Origin of the sequence: Pseudomonas sp. 1912-s (genome assembly GCF_029269205.1) — a bacterium.
GTDB lineage: Bacteria > Pseudomonadota > Gammaproteobacteria > Pseudomonadales > Pseudomonadaceae > Aquipseudomonas.
The window spans coordinates 21,132-46,109 of the sequence record NZ_JARIXR010000027.1 but is presented as its reverse complement, the minus strand read 5'-3'; the positions used below and the strand labels follow the sequence as shown (position 1 = coordinate 46,109).

General features: G+C 59.0%; 23 protein-coding genes. 15 read left to right on the top strand and 8 right to left on the bottom strand.

Annotated elements, in window-relative coordinates:
• Positions 1–66: 66 nt before the first annotated feature.
• Positions 67–441, bottom strand: a complete 375-nt coding sequence (mvaT, locus tag P3C29_RS26465; protein WP_005790963.1) for a histone-like nucleoid-structuring protein MvaT — start codon at positions 439–441, stop codon at positions 67–69.
• Positions 442–792: 351 nt separating this feature from the next.
• Here mvaT and purU point away from each other — a divergent pair, with 351 nt between their 5' ends.
• Positions 793–1,641 carry a formyltetrahydrofolate deformylase gene (purU, locus tag P3C29_RS26460; protein WP_010169973.1) on the top strand — a complete coding sequence of 283 codons (849 nt, stop codon included), beginning with the start codon at positions 793–795 and terminating at the stop codon, positions 1,639–1,641.
• A gap of 86 nt (positions 1,642–1,727) precedes the next feature.
• A complete protein-coding gene (locus P3C29_RS26455) occupies positions 1,728–1,928 on the top strand; it encodes a hypothetical protein (RefSeq protein WP_275965833.1) in 201 nt (66 codons plus the stop codon).
• Between the two features lie 10 nt (positions 1,929–1,938).
• On the opposite strand, the gene P3C29_RS26450 is transcribed toward P3C29_RS26455, so the two are convergent.
• Positions 1,939–3,828: a methyl-accepting chemotaxis protein gene (locus P3C29_RS26450; RefSeq protein ID WP_275965832.1), complete on the bottom strand. Its 1,890-nt coding sequence runs from the start codon at positions 3,826–3,828 to the stop codon at positions 1,939–1,941.
• Positions 3,829–4,025: 197 nt separating this feature from the next.
• Between P3C29_RS26450 and P3C29_RS26445 the strand changes: the two genes are divergently transcribed.
• Entirely contained in the window at positions 4,026–5,504 is a 1,479-nt protein-coding gene (locus P3C29_RS26445; RefSeq protein WP_010169970.1) for a helicase HerA-like domain-containing protein, read from the top strand.
• Between the two features lie 20 nt (positions 5,505–5,524).
• Here the strand turns inward: P3C29_RS26445 and P3C29_RS26440 are convergent, their stop codons facing one another.
• Complete coding sequence (locus tag P3C29_RS26440; RefSeq protein ID WP_010169969.1) at positions 5,525–5,980, bottom strand: DciA family protein; 456 nt, start codon at positions 5,978–5,980, stop codon at positions 5,525–5,527.
• 305 nt (positions 5,981–6,285) lie between these two features.
• Between P3C29_RS26440 and secA the strand changes: the two genes are divergently transcribed.
• The 3 genes from secA to P3C29_RS26425 all read left to right on the top strand — a co-directional run bounded on the left by secA (position 6,286) and on the right by P3C29_RS26425 (position 11,346).
• Positions 6,286–9,021, top strand: coding sequence for a preprotein translocase subunit SecA (gene secA / locus P3C29_RS26435; protein ID WP_010169968.1), 2,736 nt, complete (start codon positions 6,286–6,288; stop codon positions 9,019–9,021).
• A 121-nt stretch (positions 9,022–9,142) separates the two neighbouring features.
• A complete protein-coding gene (gene argJ / locus P3C29_RS26430) occupies positions 9,143–10,360 on the top strand; it encodes a bifunctional glutamate N-acetyltransferase/amino-acid acetyltransferase ArgJ (RefSeq protein ID WP_010169967.1) in 1,218 nt (405 codons plus the stop codon).
• 41 nt (positions 10,361–10,401) lie between these two features.
• Positions 10,402–11,346, top strand: a complete 945-nt coding sequence (locus P3C29_RS26425) for a Nudix family hydrolase (protein ID WP_275965831.1) — start codon at positions 10,402–10,404, stop codon at positions 11,344–11,346.
• A gap of 73 nt (positions 11,347–11,419) precedes the next feature.
• Here P3C29_RS26425 and P3C29_RS26420 read toward each other — a convergent pair whose 3' ends face one another.
• The 3 genes from P3C29_RS26420 to P3C29_RS26410 are packed head-to-tail and all read right to left on the bottom strand — an operon-like array spanning position 11,420 to position 15,001.
• On the bottom strand, positions 11,420–11,998 hold the full coding sequence (locus tag P3C29_RS26420; RefSeq protein WP_063027599.1) for a cob(I)yrinic acid a,c-diamide adenosyltransferase: 579 nt from the start codon (positions 11,996–11,998) through the stop codon (positions 11,420–11,422).
• 2 nt (positions 11,999–12,000) lie between these two features.
• Positions 12,001–14,037: an ATP-binding protein gene (locus tag P3C29_RS26415; RefSeq protein WP_169386133.1), complete on the bottom strand. Its 2,037-nt coding sequence runs from the start codon at positions 14,035–14,037 to the stop codon at positions 12,001–12,003.
• 46 nt (positions 14,038–14,083) lie between these two features.
• Complete coding sequence (locus P3C29_RS26410; RefSeq protein ID WP_201125186.1) at positions 14,084–15,001, bottom strand: putative 2-dehydropantoate 2-reductase; 918 nt, start codon at positions 14,999–15,001, stop codon at positions 14,084–14,086.
• 125 nt (positions 15,002–15,126) lie between these two features.
• Here P3C29_RS26410 and P3C29_RS26405 point away from each other — a divergent pair, with 125 nt between their 5' ends.
• Together P3C29_RS26405 and P3C29_RS26400 are read left to right on the top strand one after the other, a co-directional pair.
• The gene (locus P3C29_RS26405; RefSeq protein ID WP_010169962.1) at positions 15,127–15,612 is read left to right on the top strand and encodes a YajQ family cyclic di-GMP-binding protein; all 486 of its coding nucleotides are present in this window, start codon (positions 15,127–15,129) and stop codon (positions 15,610–15,612) included.
• 135 nt (positions 15,613–15,747) lie between these two features.
• Positions 15,748–16,590 carry a mechanosensitive ion channel domain-containing protein gene (locus P3C29_RS26400; protein WP_169386131.1) on the top strand — a complete coding sequence of 281 codons (843 nt, stop codon included), beginning with the start codon at positions 15,748–15,750 and terminating at the stop codon, positions 16,588–16,590.
• Positions 16,591–16,781: 191 nt separating this feature from the next.
• Here P3C29_RS26400 and P3C29_RS26395 read toward each other — a convergent pair whose 3' ends face one another.
• Positions 16,782–18,053 (bottom strand): OprD family porin, encoded by a 1,272-nt coding sequence (locus P3C29_RS26395; RefSeq protein ID WP_003209790.1) that lies wholly within the window; start codon positions 18,051–18,053, stop codon positions 16,782–16,784.
• An 883-nt stretch (positions 18,054–18,936) separates the two neighbouring features.
• Here P3C29_RS26395 and P3C29_RS26390 point away from each other — a divergent pair.
• Both P3C29_RS26390 and P3C29_RS26385 read left to right on the top strand, forming a co-directional pair.
• Positions 18,937–19,362: an HIT domain-containing protein gene (locus P3C29_RS26390; protein ID WP_010169959.1), complete on the top strand. Its 426-nt coding sequence runs from the start codon at positions 18,937–18,939 to the stop codon at positions 19,360–19,362.
• A 3-nt stretch (positions 19,363–19,365) separates the two neighbouring features.
• Positions 19,366–19,572, top strand: a complete 207-nt coding sequence (locus P3C29_RS26385) for a SlyX family protein (RefSeq protein ID WP_275965830.1) — start codon at positions 19,366–19,368, stop codon at positions 19,570–19,572.
• A gap of 80 nt (positions 19,573–19,652) precedes the next feature.
• Here P3C29_RS26385 and P3C29_RS26380 read toward each other — a convergent pair whose 3' ends face one another.
• Positions 19,653–20,255, bottom strand: a complete 603-nt coding sequence (locus P3C29_RS26380; protein ID WP_010169957.1) for a cold-shock protein — start codon at positions 20,253–20,255, stop codon at positions 19,653–19,655.
• Between the two features lie 428 nt (positions 20,256–20,683).
• Between P3C29_RS26380 and P3C29_RS26375 the strand changes: the two genes are divergently transcribed.
• From P3C29_RS26375 to P3C29_RS26355, 5 genes are all read left to right on the top strand, one after another.
• Complete coding sequence (locus tag P3C29_RS26375) at positions 20,684–21,157, top strand: Dps family protein (RefSeq protein ID WP_003209800.1); 474 nt, start codon at positions 20,684–20,686, stop codon at positions 21,155–21,157.
• Between the two features lie 215 nt (positions 21,158–21,372).
• A complete protein-coding gene (locus tag P3C29_RS26370; protein WP_201125185.1) occupies positions 21,373–21,726 on the top strand; it encodes a ribbon-helix-helix domain-containing protein in 354 nt (117 codons plus the stop codon).
• A 218-nt stretch (positions 21,727–21,944) separates the two neighbouring features.
• The gene (locus P3C29_RS26365; protein WP_003209804.1) at positions 21,945–22,166 is read left to right on the top strand and encodes a zinc ribbon domain-containing protein; all 222 of its coding nucleotides are present in this window, start codon (positions 21,945–21,947) and stop codon (positions 22,164–22,166) included.
• Between the two features lie 108 nt (positions 22,167–22,274).
• A complete protein-coding gene (gene aspS / locus P3C29_RS26360) occupies positions 22,275–24,050 on the top strand; it encodes an aspartate--tRNA ligase (protein ID WP_169386125.1) in 1,776 nt (591 codons plus the stop codon).
• Between the two features lie 151 nt (positions 24,051–24,201).
• A complete protein-coding gene (locus tag P3C29_RS26355) occupies positions 24,202–24,948 on the top strand; it encodes a YebC/PmpR family DNA-binding transcriptional regulator (RefSeq protein ID WP_010169954.1) in 747 nt (248 codons plus the stop codon).
• Positions 24,949–24,978 lie beyond the last annotated feature (30 nt).

The window sequence follows — 24,978 nt, the reverse complement described above, 5'->3', positions numbered from 1 at the left end:
AATAAAAAACGCCAGCAAGCTGGCGTTTTTTATTGCGTTGCGAATCACGCAGCGTCCTGACGAGGCTTAGCCCAGCAGGGTAGCCCAGCCTTCAACCACGTCGCCGCCCCACTTGGCTTTCCACTCTTTCAGAGTCTTGTGGTTGCCACCTTTGGTTTCAATCACTTCGCCGTTATGCGGGTTTTTGTATTGTTTAACCTTGCGAGCACGCTTGGTGCCGGTAGTTTTTACGGCGCCACGTGGAGCCTTAACTTTCGACTCTGGATCCAGCAGCGCGATGATGTCACGCAGGGATTTGGAGTATTCGCCCATCAGGGTGCGCAATTTGCCTTCGAATTCCAGCTCGGTTTGCAGTTTGTCGTCTTGGGACAGGTTCTTCAAACGGGCTTGCAGCTCTTTGATAGCTTCTTCGGTGGCGCGGTATTCGTTGATCAGGGACATGGGGACTACCTTATGTAGGGCGCTGGGGTGAAAGGGGATAGTGGCCCAATAATAGTCAGACGGTTTGTCCAAGTAAACATTTAAGACCGCATTTATGTAATTTACTTTGGTTGTTTGTGGCAAAAGCGTGGAATTGAGTTAATTAGTAAGGGTTAAGCCCTAAAGATACTCTCGTTAAGTCTTGGCTTACTGCCGGAGTCCACGCGTTTGCACACATATAGTGGGTAAAACCTTACGCTATTAAGGGGCAGGGCTGACGCTCGCTATCAGAATAAGCGTTGAGGAATACTGCAGTTTTTCTGCGCAATCGCTAGAATGGCGACCTTTGCGAAGTTCTGGAGTTTCCCCCTAATGCGCACTTTTCGGCTGGTGATTGCTTGCCCGGACCGGGTTGGCATCGTTGCCAAGGTCAGTAACTTTCTGGCTTCCCACAACGGCTGGATCACCGAAGCAAGCCATCACTCGGACAATCTCAGCGGCTGGTTTTTCATGCGTCACGAAATCCGTGCCGATACGCTGCCCTTTGGCCTGGAGGCATTTCGCGAGGCATTTGCGCCGATCGCTGAAGAGTTCTCGATGACCTGGCGCATCACCGACACGGAACAGAAAAAACGCGTGGTCCTGATGGCCAGCCGTGAGTCCCACTGCCTGGCTGACTTGCTGCACCGCTGGCACAGCGACGAGCTGGACTGCGAGATCTCCTGCGTGATTTCCAACCATGACGACCTGCGCAGCATGGTCGAGTGGCACGGCATCCCGTATTACCACGTCCCGGTCAACCCGCAGGACAAGGAGCCGGCATTCAACGAGGTCTCGCGCCTGGTCAAGCAGCACGACGCGGACGTCGTGGTACTGGCGCGCTACATGCAGATCCTGCCGCCGGAACTGTGCAGTGAGTACGCTGGCAAGGTGATCAACATTCACCACAGCTTCCTCCCGTCGTTTGTGGGCGCCAAGCCGTATCACCAGGCATCCCTGCGAGGTGTGAAGCTGATCGGCGCAACGTGCCATTACGTCACCGAAGAGTTGGACGCCGGTCCGATCATCGAGCAGGACGTAGTGCGCGTCAGCCATAGCGACAGCATCGAAGACATGGTGCGTTTTGGCCGTGACGTCGAGAAGATGGTGCTGGCCCGTGGCCTGCGCTATCACCTGGAAGACCGGGTATTGGTGCACGGCAACAAGACCGTCGTGTTCTGATTGAAGCGTTTTGATTGAAGAATGAAGGGCCTGGGCGTTAAATCGCTACAGGCCCTTTTTCTTTGGCAACAGGTGAGGAGTGGAGAATGAGCGATCCATTGGATAAAGCCACGTCCAAAGCCCCCGCGACGCTGGGAGAGGGCTGTTTGAGTCGATATGACCCGGATGACCTGAGCAGCGAGGACGGCACCGAGTTTCCTGGCGCCGTCGAGTTGTGGGAACGGCTGCAGGACACATCTGAATCGCCGGAAGAAAAGGCGTCAGCCGCTGCGCAAGGCAGCAACTGAGCCTGCTGGATCAGATCCGGAAACTGCCCACCAATTGTTTCAAGCGTGCCGCCTGCTGTTCCAGGTCGGAGCAGGCCCGTAACGTTGAATGCAGGTTTTCCACGCCTTCCTGATTGAGGGTGTTGATCTCGGTTATGTCCATGTTGATCGACTCCACCACGGAGGTCTGTTCCTCGGTGGCGGTGGCGACCGACTGGTTCATGCCGTCAATTTCACCGATGCGCAGGGTCACGCTGTTCAGGCGCTCGCCCGCGAGGTTGGCGATTTCCACGCTGTCCTGGCTGTGACGCTGGCTCTCGCTCATGGTACTGACCGAATCCCGGGCGCCCACCTGCAACTCCTCGATCATCTTTTGCACCTGTTGCGCCGACTCCTGGGTGCGATGTGCCAGGTTGCGCACTTCATCGGCCACTACCGCGAACCCGCGCCCGGCTTCCCCGGCTCGTGCGGCTTCAATCGCCGCGTTGAGAGCCAGCAGGTTGGTTTGCTGGGAAATGCTGGTGATCACTTCCAGGATTTGCCCGATGTTCACCGTCTTGCTGTTAAGCGCTTCGATATTGGTGCTGGAAGCGCTGATCATCTGCGACAGCTGGTTCATCGCCTTGATATTGCGCTCCACCACCTGCTGACCGTCTTCTGCCAGGTGCCGGGCATCGCTGGCCTGGCTGGAGGCTTGCGCGGCGTTGCGGGCGATTTCCTGGGCGGCGGCCCCCAGTTCGTTGATGGCAGCGGCGACGCTGTTGGTGCGATTGGCCTGCTCGTCGAAGTTGACCATTGAGGAGTTGGAGGCGCTGACCACCCGCAGGGCCACTTCATTGACCTGCTCGGTGGCCGAGGACACTTCGCGAATCGAGGTGTGAATCCGTTCCACAAAGCGATTGAACGCGCTGCCCAGCACACCGAACTCGTCATGGTTCTGGATGGTCAGGCGGCGAGTCAGGTCGCCTTCGCCGTCGGCAATGTCCTCCATGGCGCGGGTCATGACGTGCAGTGGCTGCAGCAGGATGCGGATCAGCATGCCCAGCAGGGCGATGATGATAACCACCGCGATAATCGTGGCAATGATCGCCGAGGTGCGGAATTCGCTGAGCATGGCGAAGGATTTGTCTTTATCCACCGACAGGCCGAGGTACCAGTTCACCGATGGCAGGCCCTTGATCGGGGTAAAGGTGACGATGCGGGACTTGCCGTTAACCTCGACTTCGCTGAAGTCGCTGCTGATCTTGGGGGTAGTGTTTGGATAGACGTCGGCCAGGGTCTTCATCACCAGGCTCTTGTCGGGGTGTACCAGTACTTTACCGTCGGCGCTGACCAGGAAGGCATAACCCATGCCGCCGAAGTTCAGGGCGCCGATATTGTCCACCAGGGTTTGCAGGCTCAGGTCGCCACCCACTACGCCGACACTCTGGCCCGCTTTGCTGCTGGGGGTGGCAATGGAAATGATCAACTGGCCGGTGGCTGCATCAATATAGGGTTCGGTCAGGGTCGAGCCGTTGCTGCTCTGGGCCCCCGTGTACCAGGGGCGCACACGCGGGTCGAAGCCGTCGGGCATCTTGGTGTCGGGGCGGATCACGAAGCCGCCTTTGCTGTCGCCCAGGTAAGTCGCCATGAATGAAGACGTCAGGGCTTTCTGTTCCAGCAGGCTGGCGACGGTGCTTGAATCAGGGTTGATGGCGATGTTCTGCGCGGCGCTTTCTATCAGCACAATGCGCCCGGCGAGCCAGGTCTGGATATTGCTGGCGGTGACATCGCCCATTTCATGCAGGTAGTTGTTCAGATCGTCGCGAATCGCATTACGCTGCAAGTAGTCGTTGTAGAGGGTAAACAACGCAAAGGCGGCAATGACGACAAGAGCGGCGGCAAGCAGGATTTTATGGCTGAAACGCAGATTTTTATTCATGGCTTGTGGGGTCCGCTATGGTCTTAATATCCGATGCACGTCCTTTTGGGGCGTACAAAATGGCTGCGTCAAAAAAAGTGTGATATTTCCATCTGCTCCTGCAGGAATTATCCGGCCCATTTTTTCTAAGACTTTTTGGGTCTCTCGCGTTAACTGTATCGACCATGCAGTGCTAAAGATTAACCATGGGTGACAAAATGCCTGACTCCTCGCAACTCATTATTGGTGCAGATCTCAAAGGCCAGCCGATCGCCCAGTCGATGCGCCTGGCCAACCGCCATGGCCTGATCGCGGGCGCCACCGGTACGGGCAAGACCGTCACCTTGCAGCGCCTGGCAGAAGCCTTCAGCGATGCCGGCGTCGCGGTATTCGCCGCCGACATCAAGGGCGACCTGTGTGGCCTGGGCGCCGCAGCCAACCCTCAGGGCAAGGTCGCCGAGCGGATTGCCGGCATGCCTTTCCTTAATTACGCGCCCAAGGCTTATCCGGTGACGTTGTGGGATATTCACGGCCAGTCCGGTCATCCATTACGCACCACCATCAGTGAAATGGGCCCGCTGTTGCTCGGCAGCCTGCTGGAACTTACTGACAGCCAGCAATCGGCCCTCTACGCCACCTTTAAGGTGGCCGACCGCGAGGGGCTGTTGTTGCTGGACCTCAAGGACCTGAAGGCCCTGCTGAATCATCTGCGCTACCACCCGGAGTTGCTGGGGGAAGATGCGGCCTTGATGACCACGGGCTCAAGCCAGGCCCTGTTGCGGCGTTTGGCGGTGCTGGAGCAGCAGGGTGCCGAAGCGTTGTTCGGCGAGCCGGCCCTGCAACTGGAAGATATCCTGCAACCGGCCAGTGACGGCCGCGGGCGCATTCATCTGCTGGACGCCAGCCGCCTGGTGCATGACGCGCCGAAGGTGTACGCGACCTTCCTGCTCTGGCTGTTGGCCGAATTGTTCGAGCAACTGCCGGAACGCGGCGATGCCGACAAGCCACTGCTGGCGCTGTTTTTCGATGAGGCGCATTTGTTGTTCGCCGACACCCCCAAGGCTCTGCAGGATCGCCTGGAACAGGTGGTGCGGTTGATTCGTTCGAAAGGTGTCGGCGTGTATTTCGTCACCCAGTCTCCGGGTGACCTGCCGGACACCGTGCTGGCACAACTGGGCTTGCGTATCCAGCACGGGTTGCGGGCGTTTACCACCAAAGAGCAGAAGTCCCTGCGGGCAGTGGCCGATGGTTTCCGTCCGAATCCGGCGTTTGATGCGTTGGCGGTGCTGACCGAGCTGGGTACCGGTGAGGCGTTGGTGGGAACCTTGCAGGAAAAGGGGACGCCTGAAGTAGTCCAGCGCGTACTCGTGGCACCGCCGCAATCGCGGATCGGGCCGTTGAGCGAAGCCGAGCGGGCGGCATTGATTGCCAGTTCGCCGTTGTTGGGGCGTTATGACAAACCGATTGATCGGGAGTCGGCGTACGAAGTGTTGATGGCGCGCAAGGACTTGGGGCCGCAAGAGGAGGCGGCGCCCGCCGCTGAAGAACCGAGTTTCACCGACAAGGCCGGTGCGTTCCTTGGCACCACGGCCGGCAAGGCGCTGAAATCCGCGATGCAGCAGGCGGCCAATCAGATGGGCCGGCAGTTGGTGCGAGGGTTACTGGGCTCGTTGTTGGGTGGCAGCAAGCGTAAGTAAAGCAGGGGAGTCGCTCGCCCTCACGCCTTCGGTTTGGCGTGAGCGGCCAGGCGCTCCAGCGCAGCGCGCAAGTTCGGATCGGTAATCCCGTCTGCCGTGGCCTGAATGGTTTCGGCCGCAATCTCCGACAAGTCCATGGTATGACCCGCTGCACCTTGCTGCACGGTCGGCGGCTGCACCTTGAACTGGATGCGCGTCAGGCTGGCGAATTCGTCGAAGGCCATCAATTGGCGCTGCAAGCGTTTTTGCTGATAGCGCAGGCGCGTCGCCCAATGGCCGTCGGTGACGATCAGCAGCAGATTGCCTTCGCGCCACGAAGCCACATGGCAGTGTTCGCGGGCGGCGGGTTGCAGTTGGCTTTCTACCAGGCGTTGCAAATGACCAAGGCGTTGCGCATGGCCAAAGATGGCTTTTAAAGGCTTGGCTTCGCGAAGCAACACGGCGGGAGCACGGGCCGTAAGAGGGCGAAATGCCATGACTAGACACCTTAAGTAACAGAGAGGCCATGGTAGCAGAAAGCGTCTGCGACGCCGCGGCCATTGCATTACCGGCAGTTTATCCATTAAATCAACGAGTAACTTATTACCCGAATGGGTTGAAGTTCAGCAAAAAGCCCTTATTTTAAACAAGCCCTCCAAGAGCGCCGTGCCAGCATCGTGGAATAACGCCACTTTCCTCACCCACGTTTCCGGGTAGAATGCTCGTTCGCATGCGGCCGTGAGGGCTGCTCGGGCGACTCACGGGGCGCCCTCCATCCCTATGTGTGGAAGAACCTGCCGATATGTTTGCGCCTTTGTTAAAGAAACTTTTTGGAAGCAAGAATGAGCGCGAAGTCAAACGCATGCTCAAGACGGTGCAGCTGGTCAATGCCTTCGAAGAGCAGATGGTTGCCCTTTCGGACGAGCAATTGCGCGCCAAGACCGAAGAGTTCAAGGCCCGCATAGCCAAAGGTGAAACCCTCGACAAGCTGCTTCCCGAAGCCTTTGCGGTCGCCCGTGAAGCCGGCAAGCGTGTCATGGGCATGCGCCACTTCGACGTTCAGTTGATCGGCGGCATGACCTTGCATGAAGGCATGATTGCCGAAATGCGTACCGGTGAAGGCAAGACCCTGGTGGCAACCCTGGGCGTTTACCTCAATGCACTGTCCGGCAAGGGCGTGCACGTTGTGACGGTGAACGACTACCTGGCTCGCCGGGATGCCAACTGGATGCGCCCGCTGTATGAATTCCTCGGCCTGACCGTCGGCGTTGTCACGCCGTTCCAGCCGCCGGAAGAGAAGCGCGCCGCCTACGCTGCCGACATCACCTACGGTACCAACAACGAATTCGGTTTCGACTACCTACGCGACAACATGGCGTTCAGCATGGAAGAAAAATTCCAGCGCGAACTCAATTTTGCCGTGATCGACGAAGTCGACTCCATCCTGATCGACGAAGCCCGTACCCCGCTGATCATCTCTGGTCAGGCGGAGGACAGCTCGCGCCTGTACACCGAGATCAACAAGCTGATCCCGCGCCTCGAGCAACATATCGAGGAAGTGGAAGGCGTGGTGACCAAAGAAGGTCACTTCACCATCGACGAGAAGACCCGTCAGGTCGAGCTCAACGAAGCCGGTCACCAGTTCGTCGAAGACATGCTGACCCAGATCGGCCTGCTGGCTGAAGGCGAGAGCCTGTACTCGGCGCACAACCTGGGCCTGTTGACCCACGTGTATGCCGGCCTGCGCGCGCACAAGCTGTTCCATCGCAACGTCGAATACATCGTGCAGGACGGCCAGGTCGTACTGGTCGACGAACACACCGGTCGTACCATGCCGGGTCGCCGTTTGTCGGAAGGCCTGCACCAGGCGATCGAAGCCAAGGAAGTCCTGAACATCCAGGCTGAAAGCCAGACCCTGGCCTCGACCACCTTCCAGAACTACTTCCGTCTGTACAACAAACTGTCCGGCATGACCGGTACAGCCGACACCGAAGCGTTCGAATTCCACCAGATCTACGGTCTGTCGGTGATGGTTATCCCGCCGAACAAACCGCTGGCGCGTAAAGACTTCAACGACCTGGTGTTCCTGACCGCCGACGAGAAATACGCTGCAATCGTCGCCGACATCAAGGAATGCATGGCCCAGGGCCGTCCTGTGCTGGTGGGTACGGCCACCATCGAAACTTCCGAGCACATGTCGGGCTTGCTGAACAAGGAAGGCATCGAGCACAAGGTTCTCAACGCCAAGTTCCACGAAAAAGAAGCGGAAATCATCGCCCAGGCCGGTCGCCCAGGAGCACTGACCATCGCCACCAACATGGCCGGTCGTGGTACCGACATCCTGTTGGGCGGTAACTGGGAAGTGGAAGTCGCGTCCCTGGAAGACCCGACGCCTGAGCAGATCGCGCAGATCAAGGCCGACTGGCAGAAGCGTCACCAGCAAGTGCTGGAGTCCGGTGGCTTGCAGGTGATTGCTTCCGAGCGTCACGAATCGCGCCGTATCGACAACCAGCTGCGTGGTCGTGCCGGTCGTCAGGGTGACGCCGGTTCCAGCCGCTTCTACCTGTCCCTGGAAGACAGCCTGATGCGCATCTTCGCCTCTGACCGGGTGAAGAACTTCATGAAAGCCCTGGGCATGCAGTCCGGTGAAGCGATTGAACACCGCATGGTGACCAACGCCATCGAGAAGGCCCAGCGCAAGGTAGAAGGCCGCAACTTCGACATTCGTAAGCAATTGCTCGAGTTCGATGACGTCAACAACGAACAGCGTAAAGTGATTTATCACATGCGTAACAGTTTGTTGGCCGCCACCAACATCGGCGAGACCATTGCCGATTTCCGCCAGGACGTGCTCAACGCCACGGTCAGCGCACACATTCCTCCACAGTCGCTGCCTGAGCAGTGGGATGTTGCGGGTCTGGAAGCGGCGTTGAAGAGCGACTTCGGTGTCGACTTGCCGGTCCAGCAATGGCTCGACGAAGACGACCACCTGTACGAAGAAACCCTGCGCGAGAAGCTCATGACCGAGCTGCTGGCCGCCTACAACGAAAAAGAAGAGCAGGCGAGTGCCGAAGCACTGCGCACCTTCGAGAAGCAAATCGTACTGCGCGTGCTGGACGACCTGTGGAAAGACCACCTGTCGACCATGGACCACCTGCGTCACGGCATCCACCTGCGTGGCTACGCTCAGAAGAACCCGAAGCAGGAGTACAAGCGCGAGTCGTTCACGCTGTTCTCCGAGCTGCTGGATTCGATCAAGCGCGATTCGATTCGTGTGCTGTCCCACGTTCAGGTGCGTCGCGAAGACCCGATCGAGGAAGAAGCTCGCCTGCGTCAGGAAGCCGAGGCACTGGCTGCGCGCATGCAGTTCCAGCATGACGAAGCGCCTGGTCTTGAGGCTCCGGAAGTATTGGGTGAAGAGGTCGATGTGGCCCTGGCCCAGGCCCCGGTGCGCAACGAGCAGAAGCTGGGCCGCAACGAGCTGTGCTGGTGCGGTTCGGGCAAGAAGTTCAAACACTGCCACGGCGAAATCAACTAAGATTTTCGCCTGACGCTGCAACACCCCGCGCCGCGACCGGCATCAGCCGTCGCGGCGTTTTGCCATTTTGTCACCGTCGATAGCGACGGGTCACACATCCACTATTTTTAGGAGCGCATTCATGGCTGTTGGTCTTGGTCCTTTGCCCACGTTGCACCCGGTTGCCGGTTTTGAACTCGGTATTGCTTCGGCCGGCATCAAACGCCCGGGGCGCAAGGATGTGGTGGTGATGCGCTGTGCCGAAGGCTCGACCGTCGCGGGTGTGTTCACCCTGAACGCGTTTTGCGCGGCACCGGTGATTTTGGCCAAGCAGCGGGTTGAAGGCCCGGTGCGTTACCTGCTGACCAACACCGGCAATGCCAACGCCGGCACCGGCGAGCCTGGGCTGGCCGCCGCTGCCCGCACCTGCGCCAAGCTGGCCGAACTGACTGGCGTTGATGCCAGCCAGGTGCTGCCGTATTCCACCGGCGTGATCGGTGAGCCGCTGCCGGTAGAGAAAATCGAAGGCGCGCTGCAAGCGGCACTGGATGACCTGTCGGTGGATAACTGGGCGGCTGCGGCCACCGGCATCATGACCACCGACACTCTGCCCAAAGGCGCGAGCCGCCAGTTTGTGCACGAAGGCGTGACCATCACCGTGACCGGCATCAGCAAAGGCGCCGGCATGATTCGCCCGAACATGGCGACCATGCTTGGCTACATCGCCACTGACGCCAAAGTATCCCGTGACGTGCTGCAAAACCTGATGCTCGACGGCGCCAACAAGTCGTTCAACCGCATCACCATCGACGGCGACACGTCGACCAACGACTGCTGCATGTTGATCGCTACCGGCAAGGCCGACCTGCCGGAAATCACCTCGTCCAACGGCGCGTATTTCGCGGCGTTGAAGCAGGCCGTATTCGAAGTGTGCATGGACGTGGCCCAGGCCATCGTGCGCGACGGCGAAGGCGCCACCAAGTTTGTGACGGTTGAAGTCAACGGTGGCGGCAATCACCAGGAATGCCTGGATGTGGGCTACACCGTGGCTCACTCGCCATTGATCAAGACTGCGCTGTTTGCCTCCGACCCGAACTGGGGCCGTATCCTGGCCGCTGTTGGCCGTGCCGGTGTGCCGAACCTGGACGTGAGCAAGATCGACGTGTTCCTCGGCGAGGTGTGCATCGCCAGCCGTGGCGCCCGTGCCGAGACGTACACCGAAGCCCAGGGTTCTGCGGTGATGCAGCAGGAAGAAATCACTATCCGTATCGAATTGGGTCGCGGTGAGTGCAGCGAAACCATCTGGACCACTGACCTGTCCCACGAGTACGTGAAGATCAACGCGGAATACCGCACCTGACACCAGGCTGGTCTTCAAACCGATTCAGAGGAAATAGTGCGGTGAAACGAGTTCATGTAGCAGCAGCGGTCATCCGGGGTGTCGACGGCAGGATTCTGCTGGCGCGCCGCGCCGATACCCAGCATCAGGGCGGCCTCTGGGAGTTTCCCGGTGGCAAGGTGGAGGCCGATGAGTCGGTCGCTACCGCGCTGTCCCGTGAGTTGCAGGAAGAGCTGGGTATCCAGGTCACAACGGCTCGTCCGTTGATCCAGGTGCAGCACGATTACCCGGACAAACAGGTGTTGCTGGATGTCTGGGAAGTCTCGGCCTTTACCGGCGAACCCCACGGTGCCGAAGGGCAGCCGCTTGAATGGGTCGCCCCGCGGGACCTGCCGAACTACGAGTTTCCGGCGGCCAATGCGCCGATCGTTGCGGCGGCGCGTTTGCCGGCGCACTACCTGATCACCCCGGGTGAGCTGGAAACCCCCGTGCTGTTGCGCGGCATTCAAAAAGCCATCGCTGGCGGCATCAAGCTGGTTCAGTTGCGTGCCCCCAACGGTTACGACCCCAAGTACCGCGACCTGGCGGTGGACGCCGTAGGCCTGTGTGCGGGCAAGGCGCAATTGATGCTGAAAGGGCCGTTTGAATGGCTGGGGGATTTTCCCGCAGCTGGCTGGCACATGACCTCGGCGCAACTGCGCAAGTACGCCAGCAAGGGGCGACCTTTGCCCAAGGACCGCTGGTTGGCGGCGTCTTGCCACAATGCTGAGGAATTGGCGTTGGCGGAATTGATGGACGTGGATTTCGTGACGTTGTCGCCGGTGCAGCCGACCCAGACGCATCCGGATGCCCAGCCGTTGGGTTGGGAGCAGGCGCAGCAGTTGATCAGCGGCTTCAGCAAGCCGGTGTTCCTGCTCGGTGGGGTTGGGCCTGCCGAGCTGGAAAAGGCGTGGGAAGCCGGTGCTCAAGGTGTGGCAGGGATTCGGGCGTTCTGGTCTGAGGTTTAAGGACCAGGCCGGGGCGCTTGTTGTGGCGAGGGAGCAAGCTCCCTCGCCACAAGTCTCAATCAGTCAGTAAGCATCAGTGCGGCTTCGCGGCCGCTTGCCACAAAATCTCCGCAACACCCTGACGCTTGGCAATCACTCGTGCTGCCACAAACAGCAAGTCCGACAGCCGGTTGATATACGCCAACCCTACGCCTTCCAACGGTTCCACCGCATTCAGGTGCTGACACCGCCGCTCCGCGCTGCGGGCCAGGCTACGGCACACATGAGCCTGGGCAATCAGCGCCGAACCACCCGGCAAAATGAAGTTTTCCAGCGGCCCGACCTCTTCATTCCAGCGATCAATCGCGGCTTCCAAACGGTCGACTTCTGCCGCATTCAGCGCTTTGTACACCGGCATGGCCAACTCACCGCCCAGGTCGAACAGTCGATGCTGGCAGGGCGTAAGCACCTCGATCACATCCTTCAGCGCCGGGTGCTGCCCGCTCTGTTCCTCCAGGCCTGCCAACAACAAACCAAGCTGGCTGTTCAACGCATCCACTTCGCCAATCGCCTCCACCCGTGGATGGTCCTTGGGTACGCGGCGGCCGTCGCCCAGGCCGGTTTCGCCCTTGTCGCCGGTACGGGTGTAAATTTTCGACAGGCGAAAGCCCATGGTTAGCGCTCCAGTTGAGTGAGTTCGTTAGGTGGCAATTGGCTGCCGGCCAGGGGCAGGCGCAAGGTGAAGCAGGTGCCCTGGCCGAGGGTGGAATGGACTTCCATCTGCCCCTTGTGGTTGTTGGTGATGATGAAATACGACACCGACAACCCGAGCCCGGTGCCCTGGCCGATCTCCTTGGTGGTGAAAAACGGTTCGAAGGTGCGCTTGCGCACGTTCTCGCTCATGCCGATGCCGTTGTCTTCCACCTGGATTTCCGCCCACGGCGGGTTCAGCCGGGTACGCAGGATGATACGCCCGGGCTCGCTGTCATCTTCGCGCTGATGAATCGCCTGGGCGGCGTTTTTCAGCAGGTTGAGCAGTACCTGTTCCAGTTCGTTGGCGGTGCCGGGCACCGGGCCCAACTGCGGGTCGAACTGGCGGATGATCGCCTGGCCCTTGAAGTCGAAGCCGACGGTGAGGTCGAAATCGTTGCCTGCAATTTCCACCGCCTGGTCAATCAGCGCCGGTAGATCGCAGGGTGCCATCTGGCGATTGCTGCGGCGGCTGAAGCTGAGCATGTGGGTGACGATTTTCGCCGCCCGGGCGCCGGCTTGCTGGATGCCGTCGAGCAACTGCGGCACTTCGCGGCTTTGCAGGTAGCGGTTCACTGTTTCCAGCTCGATGCCCACCTGTTCGGCATGCTCGAGGTTTTTTGGCAGCTCCGGCGACAGCCGGCGGCGGATGTTCTGCACGTTATGCAGGATCGCCCCGAGCGGGTTGTTGATTTCGTGGGCCATGCCGGCGGCCAGGCCGCCGACCGAGAGCATCTTCTCCGACTGCACCATCATTTCTTCCAGGGACAGGCGCTGGGTGATGTCGTCGATCCGGATGACCACACCGCGCCCGGCACCACCCATCAGCGGGTAGAACGTCAGGGCGTAGTGCTTGGGCTCGTCATCCTTGACCCAGGTCACCCGCTCGATCCGCTCCACGGTGTGTTGCTCCACCGTGGCCTTGATCTGCGGCAGGAAGGGCTTGAGCGGCTGGAAGGCGAGGAAGATCGGCTGGTTCAGCGCCTCATCCAGACGGGTGCCGGAAAGTGCGCTGGCCTCCTGGTTCCATTGGGTGACGTAGAGCTGCTCGTCGAGGGCGATCAGCGCCGAGGGCATCGAGTCGATGATGCTGTTGAGGTAATTCTGGAACCCGGTGAGCTTTTTCTCGATCTTGCTGCGCACCTGGACTTCCAGCTCCAGCTTGCGGTTGGTGTGGCGGGTTTCTTCCGCCAGGCCCTGGGCTTGATCGTAGGCGGCCTGGGAATCGTCCCGCGCGCGCTTGAGCTGCTGCTCGCGGGCTTCGATGCGCGAAAGCATGGTGTTGAAGGCTTCGGCGAGGCTGCCGATTTCGTCGTGGTTGCCGCGACCGGCGCGCAGGGCGTAGTTCTCTTCCCGGGTGACCTGGCGCGACAACTCTTCCAGTTCATGGATCGGCCGGGTAATCAGGCGCTTGATCTGCCGGGCAATCACCAGCCACAGCAGCACACTGAAAATCAGGATACCCAGGCTGGCGGTGAACGTCCCGGTGTAGAAGGCCACCGGCAGTTCGCTGCTGGCCACCAGCAGTAAATGCCCGGACGGTTGGCCGGCACGGGGAATGGTGATCACTTGATTGCTGCGAAACTCGGTGGCGCGCCAGATTTCAATCTCGCGGTAATTGTCGGGCAGGTGCAGGCGATTGGCGTGTTGCAACTGGGCCAGGCGGGTGCCTTCGCCGTCATATAAGGCGGCGGCCCGTAACGGCGAGTAGCTGGTCAGTTCATCCAGCAGGGTTTGCGCCTTGAGCGGTGAGTCCAGCGCCTCGGCCGCCAGCGACGGGTTGGACACCAGCCGGCCGATGGCCTGCAAGGCCTGGGGGGCCATGCTTTCCTGGGAGATCCAGTAGGCGGCGCTGATAAAGGTCAGGTTGGCCACCAGCAACACGGTGGTCAACAAAACCAGCAGGGCCGCCAGCAGTTTCTGCCCAACCGGTAGATTTTCGAGACGCTGGCGCAGTGGCATCGAGGTTTTCGCTGCAAAGGAACAAGCAGGCAGGGTAGCGCGTGCCTCAGTCGCTGGGCAATCCGCGTGCAGACAGTCGCTGTACCAATCGCACCTGGAGTTGTTGCAGGTGCGGCAAGGTCAGTTGATGGCGAGCCGCCGCCTGGCATGCGTAGCCGAGCAAGTAGCTGATTTCGGTGCGCCGGGCACTGATCACGTCCTGGTACATCGACGAGTAGTTGGCCGCGGTGGCCTGGATCACGCGTTCCACTTCACTCTGCAAATCCTGCGCGGCGGCGGGTTGTCCGCAGCATTCCAGCAGGTCGGCGAGTTCGGCGCACAGGGTGGCGACTTCGCACTGATGGGCCTGCAGCTCGCCATTGCGGCATTCGTACAGCACGGTCAGCGGGTTGATCGCACAGTTCAGGGCCAGTTTGCGCCACAGGCGGGTAAGGATGTCGGTGCTCCACTCATGGGGAATGCCGGCGGCTTGCAGGTCATCCAGCCAGAGCGGCGGGGTAGGGTGGCTCGCATCCCCCAGCCAGGTATAGCCATGGCCGGCAAACACCACCCGCCAGTCGCTTTCACGAAACGCGCCTTCGGTGCTGGAGGCAAAAATACAGCGGGCTTGGGGAAGTTGGGCGGCGACCGCGTCCTGGCTGCCCAGGCCATTTTGCAGCAGGATCAGTTCGGCGTCGGGTGCCAGCCGGTGTTGAAGCTGTGCGACGGCGTCTTGGGCGTCGTAGGCTTTGCACGCCACCAGCAGGCGATGAATTGGCCCCGGACTGTCGGACGTTTCGCCGACGACCGGGTAGGTGTGGGCCACGCCTTGCTCAACCAGGGTCAGGCCGCTGGCCGCCTGATAGCTCGCCAGCCGCGCGTGGTCCCGCAGGATCAGCCGCACGGGCAGCCCGGCACGGGCCAGGCGTGTGGCCCACAGCGTGCCGAGACTGCCGGCGCCGAGGACATGCCAGGTGGTCGACATCAGTTTTTACTCCGTAAGGCTGCCCGCAGTGAACGAGGCGAAAGAACCGCTATAATGCCCGGGCATTTTAGCCCGGGCGTGCTCCATCTCTACTGAGCCGCGCCCCTTTTTATTGGAGAAATTACATGCCGTCGTTCGACGTGGTATCCGAACTGGACAAGCACGAACTCACCAACGCCGTCGAGAACGCCGTCAAGGAGTTGGATCGTCGTTATGACTTGAAGGGCAAGGGCAGCTTCGAGTTCAAGGAAAAAGACCTCACCGTCAACCTGACCGCAGAAGCCGATTTCCAGCTTGAAGCGATGATTGAGATCCTCAAGCTGTCCCTGGTCAAGCGCAAGATCGATGCACAGTGCCTTGAAATCAAGGACGCATATGCCTCCGGCAAGCTGATGAAGCAGGAAGTCGTGTTCAAAGAGGGCATCGACAAGGAGCTGGCGAAGAAAATCGTCGCTCACGTCAAGGACGCCAAGCTCAAGGTCCAGGCCGCGATCCAGGGCGAGCAGGTGCGCATCACCGGCAAGAAGCGTGACGATTTGCAAGAGGCCATTGCTGCCTTGCGTGCCAAGGCTTTCGACATGCCGCTGCAGTTCAATAACTTCCGCGACTGAGTGCCCCCCGTCGGGAACCTGAGGGCGTTTTTGACGTCCCACGCCCAGAACCTGCAGAAACGATTGAGCCCTTCGGGGCTCATTTGTTATGTGGGCATAAATAAAGCCGCACATCCGGTAAACAGGAGAATGTAGATGGATTTGAACGCTGAAGTGGATCACCTGATCAAGACCTCGGAGTCGTGGTTACCGATGATCATGGAATATGGCAGTCGCTTTTTGCTGGCGGTGGTCACCCTGGCCATCGGTTGGTGGCTGATCAACGTCTTGACCCATCGAGTGGGGCGTTTGCTGGCCCTGCGTAATGCTGACCTGGCACTGCAACACTTCATTACCAGCCTTGCGAACATTGCGCTCAAAGTCATGCTGGTGGTCAACGTGGCCTCGATGATCGGCGTGGCAACCACCTCGTTCGTTGCCGCGATCGGTGCCGCCACCCTGGCCATCGGTCTGGCATTGCAAGGCAGCCTGGCGAACTTCGCCGGCGGCGTGCTGATTCTGTTGTTCCGTCCGTTCCGCATTGGTGACTGGATCGAAGCCCAGGGTACTTCCGGTACCGTCGACAGCATCCAGATCTTTCACACCGTGTTGCGCACCGGCGACAACAAGACGGTGATCATCCCAAACGGCAGCCTGTCCAACGGCCTCATCACCAACACCAACCGTCAGCCGACCCGCAAGGTGGTGTTTGACGTGGGTGTCGACTATGAAGCCGACCTGCAGAAAGCGCGTGAGGTATTGCTGGAACTGGCCAAGGATCCACGGGTACTGGCTGATCCTGCACCGGCAGCCGTGGTTTCGACCCTGGGCGACAGTTCAATCACCGTATCCCTGCGAGTCTGGACCAAGACGTCGGATTACTGGGACGTGATGTTCATGTTCAATGAACTGGCGCGTGACCGTTTAAAAGGTGCGGGGATCGATATTCCGTTCCCGCAGCGGGTTATTCGCGTGATGCAGGAAACTGCTGCGAAGTGAGGGTGTGACTTGCGTGTCAAACTTGTCCGATGTGTCAGGTTTGATGCGTGTAGTTAAACTAGATAGTTAGCTTGCTAGTTATCCCGGTATTGAGATTACGTTGCAATAAAAAAGCCGCTCACTTGGAAACAAGTGAGCGGCTTTTTAGTTAGGGCCGAGGCCCTAAGTCATCGTTGTAATCAAACTGCCAATTACAAGATGTTCAGCGGGTATTGCGCGATCAGACGCAGTTCGTCGATCGACGCCGAACCGTAGTACACACCATCGCTGGAGCGATAAGTGGCTTGACGTACGCGCAGGCTCAGGTCTTTGGCTGGGCCGCTCTGGATCACGTACTTGGCTTCGATGTCACGTTCCCACTCTTTACCGTTCGAAGTGTCGGCGGTGTTGGCGCCGGTACCTTTAACGTAGCGAGTCATGAAGCTCAGGCCTGGAACGCCGAAAGTCGCCATGTTCAGGTCGTAGCGAGCCTGGAAGGACTTCTCGTCTTCAGCGTTGAAGTCGGAACGAGCGATGGAGTTGGCAAGGAAGATCGTGCCGCCGCCGTCTACGCCGTAGCCGTAGTCACCGTCACCGCTAACCTTCTGGTAGGCCAGGGTAAAGGTGTGAGCCTGGATGGTGTACGCACCTTGCAAGCTGTAGGCACGGTTATCCAGTTTGGTGGTGCCGTCCTTCTCAGCCCGTTGCAGGCCAGCGCCATCGCTTTTGGTGCTGTAGATGTTGAAGTCGACCGCCAGGGACTGTTCATTGCTAAGCGCATGGGTCCAGTTCAGGTTGGCGTAGGTTTTCTTCCAGTAGTCTTCGGTCTTCGCGTAGTAGAGGCTGGCGCTGACTTCTGGAGTCAGGGCGTAGACGCCACCGATGAAGTCAGTTTTTGTCAGGCCCAGGCTGTCGCGGTAGGTCTGGGCTTGCGCCACGCTCGAAGTGAAGTGACCGCCTTCAAGTTTCAGGCCCTTGATCTCGTTGCTGGTCAGCGAGATACCTTGTGGCAATTCAGGCAGCAGACGGCTGTCATCGGATGCGAATACAGGTGCAGTGGTGTACTGGTCGCCGATTTTCAGGACCGTATCGGAGATACGGAACTTAACTGCGCCGCCGCCTTTGGAGTAATCATCTTGAGCGCGACCGTCGGAGCCTGTTGGAAACAGGCCGGTGCCGGAACGACCCTTGCCGCTGTCCAGTTTGACGCCCAACAGACCGATCACGTCGACACCCACACCGATGGTGCCTTGGGTGAAGCCCGACTGGTACAGGCCGTTGAAGCCCAGGCCGGTTTCGTCGACGCGGCTTTTACCGGTGTCGTTGTTACGGAAGTCGCGGCTAAAGTTCAGGAGGCGAGTGTTGATGCTGAAGGTACTGTCTTCAACAAAGCCCTTGGAGTCGTCCTGAGAGGACGCCATTGCGAACTGCGAGGTGCCTGCTGAAACAGCCAGGGCGATCATGCTCCACTTCATCACGCGCATCGTGATTTGCTCCTTTGGTTTTAGGAAGAGTACTGCCGTCCCACCTATATTTTTGTCTGGGCGGCTCTTTCTTTTTTGTGTCGGCGCAAACTTATATCACGCTGACAATATTGGCGATACTTGCCCATCTATCCTTTCAGCTTCTTTACGAGCCTGTCGTAAATTGCTATGTCCATGTCGCAAATTTACAGTTCGAATGTAACCGAACTGACAACTTCAATACTGTTTTAAAACCTTGAGTTCAGGGTGGAAAAGTCACCCTTGAAAGTTTTAACACTTCCCTGAAAAGCATTGACCCGCTGTTGTTTTCTGTCGCGAAACACCTGCTTCCCGCCGGTGCTGTTGTCGACCATATGGGGGTGAATGCAACAAGCGTGCACAAACGAGTAACTGAATGTGATTTTTTCGTGAAAATTGTCAATGCCCTGTAAAAACCGCATAAGCACGGGCTTTTTACGCCGTTTGGTTTGGCCTTGACGCGCCTGCTGTACTCCTGTTCGGTGGTGCATATAACCTGCACCAGAGCAAAACGTTACCGGTTCACCCCGTTCGGTGGGTAGTCGGCGGATCCCTTTGAGGCACAAATGGGTCATTTTGGTGCAGTGCTGCCCTTGCTGTATTTTTGCTCCAGGCTGCTGTTCGCGCCTGGAAAGCCCTCTGAATCAGGTGCTTGAAGCCTGACACGCGTCCCGTCTTTGACTAAGTGAGGATGTATTGGTCATTTAGCGTAGCCGAAATATTGACCTGTCTCGAAATGGTGCGCTTTTTTTCATGGCGTCCTGTTTGGGCGCGTATTTGGTCCGCTGCATTCGCCGTGAAGCGCCGGGCATTCGCAGGTATGCTGGGCGCCTGAAACCTGACCCGCCGAACGGGAGTGACTGCTGTGTTCGCCTTAGATCCACGTCTTCAACAAGACACCTTGCCCATCGGGGATTTCCCCCTGTGCCGGCTGCTGCTGTCCAATGACTCAAATTACCCCTGGTTCATCCTGGTGCCGCGCATAGACGGTATCAGCGAAGTGTTTCAACTGGATGTCGCTGACCAGCAGCGGGTGTGGCAGGAAAGCACGGCGCTGGCGCAGTTGCTTAATGAAGGGTTTGGCGCTGACAAGATGAATATTGGTGCACTGGGCAACGTGGTCAGCCAACTGCACGTGCATGTGATCGTGCGCAGGCGCGATGACGCCGCGTGGCCAGCGCCGGTCTGGGGCAAGCATCCGGCGAAGCCTTACAGCGACGAGCAAGTGGCGGCGATTCGTGCGCGTCTGCGCGAAATCCTGCCGGCTGACTTCACGTTCCTGGAGGCTTGAGCCATGGATCTTCAAGACCGCGTGACCGACCTGGAAAGCCGCGTGGCTTTTCAGGACGACACCATTGAGACCCTCAATGACATCCTGGTCACCCAGCAGCGGGCGGTCGAACGCCTGCAGTTGCAGATGACTGCGCTGCTCAAGCGCCAGGAAGAGATGGGCGGCCAGTTCGAGTCGTCCGAGGAAGAGGCGCCGCCGCCTCATTATTAATGCAGGGGCGAATGCCCGGGCATAAAAAAACCGCGATGCAGCCAGGCTGCATCGCGGTTTCTTTTTTCGGGGTGCTGGAATCAGCGACGCGGCAACGCGGCGATCACATCTTCAGCTTGCAGGCCCTTGTCGCGGTTCATCACGGAGAACTCCACGCGCTGGCCTTCCACCAGGACGCGATGACCTTCGCCGCGAATCGCCCGGAAGTGGACGAAGATATCGTCGCCCGAATCCCGGGAAATAAAGCCGAAGCCCTTGGAGGTGTTGAACCACTTGACGGTACCGGTATCCCGGTTGGTCATGTCGTAGGTTTGCGACGCAGCGGCCGGGGAGGAACGGTAAAAACTGATGGCCAGATGAAGAACGATGGCGACCAGTGCTATTGCCAGGCTGAGCAGGACGGCCGGGTGGCCACCGACTTCAGGCATAGGCGCCAGCAGGGTGAGGGTTTGCACGACAACAGCCAGGACCAGCAGGGCGCTGACCAGGTTTTGCAGTTGATGACGCGGGCCTTTGTTCCAGTAAGGAATGACTGGAGCCAGTGTCAGGTTAAGAAGACCAAAGAAGGTCAAGTAGAGAGCGTCAGGTTGTTGCAGGTAAGGCAGGGTTTCTGATCGCAGGCTGGGGATAAAGGACAGCAGCAAAGCTGCGGCGCCCGTTAGCAGGTGGACGATTTTCAACATTTTGATTAACTCACGTTAAGACGGATCACGAGGAAGAGCTGACTGGCACGGTTCGCTTCTGAACAATGGGAGGCGTTGGGCACGTGCGCGGGTATCAGCCTATGTCGCTACCGCGAAAAATAACGGTGGCGACACGCTGCCTATTTAACAGCAAAGCCTGTGCCTACTCAAATCAAGCATTTCAGGCTGTTACAAGGGGCACGGCATTTCTGCGGCAAACACTTGTCCTAGACAGGTGCAGGCTTTTTCGCAGGCGTTGGGTAATTTTTCTTGCAGGGCTCGAAGCCCCGTCTGTCGCGCAGATTCGCTCTGCAAGGGGCGATTTGCCGCACCTCGTGAGGGTCAGCCGGGCTGCGCAAGGCCGGTACTCTTGCTAGAGTGGTCCTGCACCTGATCAATGAATTTTTTATCAATTGAAGGGGAAAAACATGGCAATCGATATTGGTATCAGTGAAGAAGATCGTAAATCAATCGTTGATGGACTTTCGCGACTGCTTTCCGATACCTATGTACTTTACCTGAAGACCCACAACTTCCATTGGAACGTAACGGGCCCCATGTTTCGCACACTGCACTTGATGTTTGAAGAGCAGTACAACGAGCTGGCGCTGGCGGTGGATTCAATTGCCGAGCGGATTCGCGCCCTGGGCTTTCCGGCGCCGGGTGCTTACTCGGTGTACGCGCGACTTTCTTCAATCAAGGAAGAAGAGGGCGTGCCGAGCGCTGAAGACATGATCAAGCAGTTGGTCGAAGGCCAGGAAGCGGTTACCCGCACCGCCCGGGGCATCTTCCCGTTGTTGGATAAAGTCAGCGACGAGCCAACTGCGGACTTGCTGACCCAGCGTATGCAAGTTCATGAAAAGACCGCGTGGATGTTGCGCTCCCTGCTCGAAAACAAGTAACACCGGTTGCGGGTGGGCGTTGAACCGACGCCCCTCGCATGCCTGCTTCCCGGCGATTCCCTTCATCCTGCGAGCTTCCTGATACGCGCGTTGGCTTGTCCTACGGCGATCGGCTCCCTGTCTTCTGGCTGCACTTGTCTTCTTGATGTTTTATAGGCCCAACGGCCAACAAGAACGATTGATGGGTGGCCGTCAGGCAATGGAGTGTCAAGTGTATGTCACGCGGAGCAGGTAATGGAGTGATGGAAACGTGCGGGTTGCACAAGATAAAGGTAGATCCCTTTGCCAAGGGGTTTGATATGAACCTGGCCAGGCCATTGTCCCGATCCGTTCGGCTTAATGGTTTTTCGACGTGTTTGCGACTTGAAGAAGTCTATTGGAATATCCTCACGGAGATAGCCAGGATCAATACCTGTTCGGTCAGTGCGCTGCTGTCTTACGTGGACCGCGAAGTGCACTTGCGTTATGGCGGTGTAAAGAACTTCAGCGGTCTGGTCAGGGTGGTGTGCGTGGTTCATCTATTGAAAGGACGCATCACTGCGCCAAGTGTCCCTCCGGGCCAGGCGTGATCCTTGTGCCAGCCGCCAGCCCCGGGATTGTCCCGGGTCGGGCGCCTGGCACACGCCTGTTGCAGCCACCTATATAAAGAGCAGCACGCCGCCACGGCTGCACAGCCTCGATTTACCAGATATAATCCCGGGCTTTGCTGCGCATGCCGGGACTTTCCCACGGGACACAGTCAGGGCAGGGCGTGGCGCAGTAATGATCTGATCGCCGAGACATCTCCATGCCCATGTACGACTATCAATGCGCTTCCTGTGGTCATCAGTTGGAAGCCATTCAAAAGATCAGCGCCGCGCCGCTGGTCGATTGCCCTGCCTGCCAGGCACCGGAGCTTAAAAAGATGTTGTCCATGCCGGGCTTTCGCCTGAGTGGCAACGGCTGGTACGAGACCGACTTCAAGACCGGTTCGAAGAAGAATCTGGCCGGCGGCGACAAAGCAGACTGAGTTGAACTCTACGCGCAGGCTCCTGCATTATCCGTCACCTGACTTAGCTGTACGGTGATGAGGCAGGCCTCCACCGAATTTCGAATTACGAGAAGCGAAACCACTATCATGATGCGCAGCCACTATTGCGGCCAACTGAACGAGACCCTGGAAGGTCAGGAAATCACCCTTTGCGGATGGGTTCACCGTCGCCGCGACCACGGCGGGGTGATCTTCCTCGATATCCGTGATCGTGATGGTCTGGCCCAGGTGGTGTTCGATCCGGACCGCGCCGAGAGCTTCGCCGCCGCCGATCGCGTGCGCAGCGAGTATGTCGTGAAGATCACCGGCAAGGTTCGCCTGCGTCCGGCCGGTGCCACCAACGCCAACATGGCGTCGGGCATGATCGAAGTGCTGGGCTACGAGCTTGAAGTGCTGAACGAGTCGGAAACCCCGCCGTTCCCGCTGAACGAGTTCTCGGACGTTGGCGAAGAAACCCGCCTGCGTTATCGCTTCCTCGACCTGCGTCGCCCGGAAATGGCCGAGAAGCTGCGTCTGCGTTCGCGCATGACCACCAGCATCCGCCGCTTCCTGGACGAGAACGGCTTCCTCGACGTCGAGACGCCGATCCTGACCCGTGCTACTCCGGAAGGCGCCCGCGACTACCTGGTGCCGAGCCGTACCCACGCCGGTTCTTTCTTCGCCTTGCCGCAGTCGCCACAGCTGTTCAAGCAGCTGCTGATGGTTGCCGGCTTCGACCGTTACTACCAGATCGCCAAATGCTTCCGTGACGAAGACCTGCGGGCCGACCGCCAGCCGGAATTCACCCAGATCGACATCGAGACCAGCTTCCTCGATGAAAAAGAGATCATGGGCATCACCGAGCAAATGATCCGCAACCTGTTCAAGGAAGTGCTGGACCTGGAGTTCGGCGAATTCCCGCACATGACCTTCGAAGAAGCCATGCGCCGTTACGGTTCCGACAAGCCAGACCTGCGTAACCCGCTGGAACTGGTTGACGTTGAAGACCAACTCAAAGACGTCGACTTCAAGGTGTTCAGCGGCCCGGCCAACGACCCGAAATGCCGTATTGCCGCCCTGCGTGTGCCTGGCGCTGCGAGCATGCCGCGCAAGCAGATCGACGATTACACCAAGTTCGTCGGCATCTACGGTGCCAAGGGCCTGGCGTACATCAAGGTCAACGAGCGCGCCAAGGGGGTTGAAGGCCTGCAGTCGCCAATCGTCAAGAACATCCCTGAGGCCAACCTCAACGTGATCCTGGATCGTGTTGGCGCGGTCGACGGCGACATCGTGTTCTTCGGTGCCGACAAGTCCAAGATCGTCAGTGAAGCGCTGGGTGCACTGCGGATCAAGGTCGGCAACGACCTGAACCTGCTGACCTGCAAGTGGGCGCCGATGTGGGTGGTCGACTTCCCGATGTTCGAAGAGAACGACGACGGCAGCTTCAGCGCGCTGCACCACCCGTTCACCGCGCCGAAGTGCACGCCGCAAGAGCTGGAAGCCAACCCGGCTGGCGCTCTGTCCCGTGCCTACGACATGGTGCTGAACGGCACCGAACTGGGTGGCGGTTCGATCCGTATCCACCGCAAGGAGATGCAGCAATCGGTCTTCCGCCTGCTGGGTATCGACGAAGACGAACAGCAAGAGAAGTTCGGCTTCCTGCTTGACGCCCTGAAGTACGGCGCGCCACCCCATGGCGGCCTGGCCTTCGGCCTGGACCGTCTGGTGATGCTGATGACCGGTGCCCAGTCGATCCGTGAAGTGATTGCCTTCCCGAAAACCCAAAGTGCTGCCGACGTCATGACGCAGGCACCGGGTGTGGTGGATGCCAAGGCACTGCGCGAGCTGCATATCCGTCTGCGCGAGACACCAAAGGCTGAGTAAGGCCGCAGCGTGAAAGCGCGATAAGGTTTTACATTGTCAGCTAAGGGCGCATCTTCGGATGCGCCTTTGCGTTACAAGGGCTGTACGTTTAAGAGGGAAGTCCCGCCTGGGGCGGGATCGACAGGTTTCTACAGAATTTCGGAGTTGTGTTATGGCTGGCCATTCCAAGTGGGCGAACATCAAGCACCGCAAAGAGCGTCAGGATGCCAAGAAAGGCAAGATCTTCACCAAGTGGATTCGCGAGCTGACCGTCGCTGCCCGCCAGGGTGGCGGTGACCCGGGCTCCAACCCGCGTCTGCGCCTGGCCCTGGACAAGGCACTCGGCGCCAACATGAGCCGCGACATCATCGACCGTGCCGTGGCCCGTGGCGCCGGTGCGGCCGATACCGATGACATGGTCGAATTGAGCTACGAAGGCTACGGCCCGGGTGGCGTGGCGGTGATGGTCGAGTGCATGACCGACAACCGCAACCGTACCGCGGCGGCCGTGCGCCATGCGTTCAGCAAATGTGGCGGCAACCTGGGCACCGATGGTTCGGTGGCCTACCTGTTTGAGCGCAAGGGGCAGATTTCCTTCGCGCCGGGCGTTGATGAAGATGCGCTGATCGAAGCGGCGATGGAGGCCGATGCCGACGACGTGGTGACCAATGAAGACGGCTCCATCGACGTGTTTACCTCGTTCGCGGGCTTCTACTCGGTGCGTAACGCCCTGGAAGCGGCCGGTTTCAAAGGTACCGATGCGGAAATCGTGATGCTGCCGACCACCAGTGCCGAACTGGACCTGGACGGCGCGCAGAAGGTGCTCAAGATGCTCGATATGCTTGAAGACCTGGATGACGTGCAGAACGTCTATTCCAACGCCGATATCCCGGAATCGGTCGCCGAACAGCTCACATAAGGGCACTGAAGATCCAATGTGGGAGCTGTC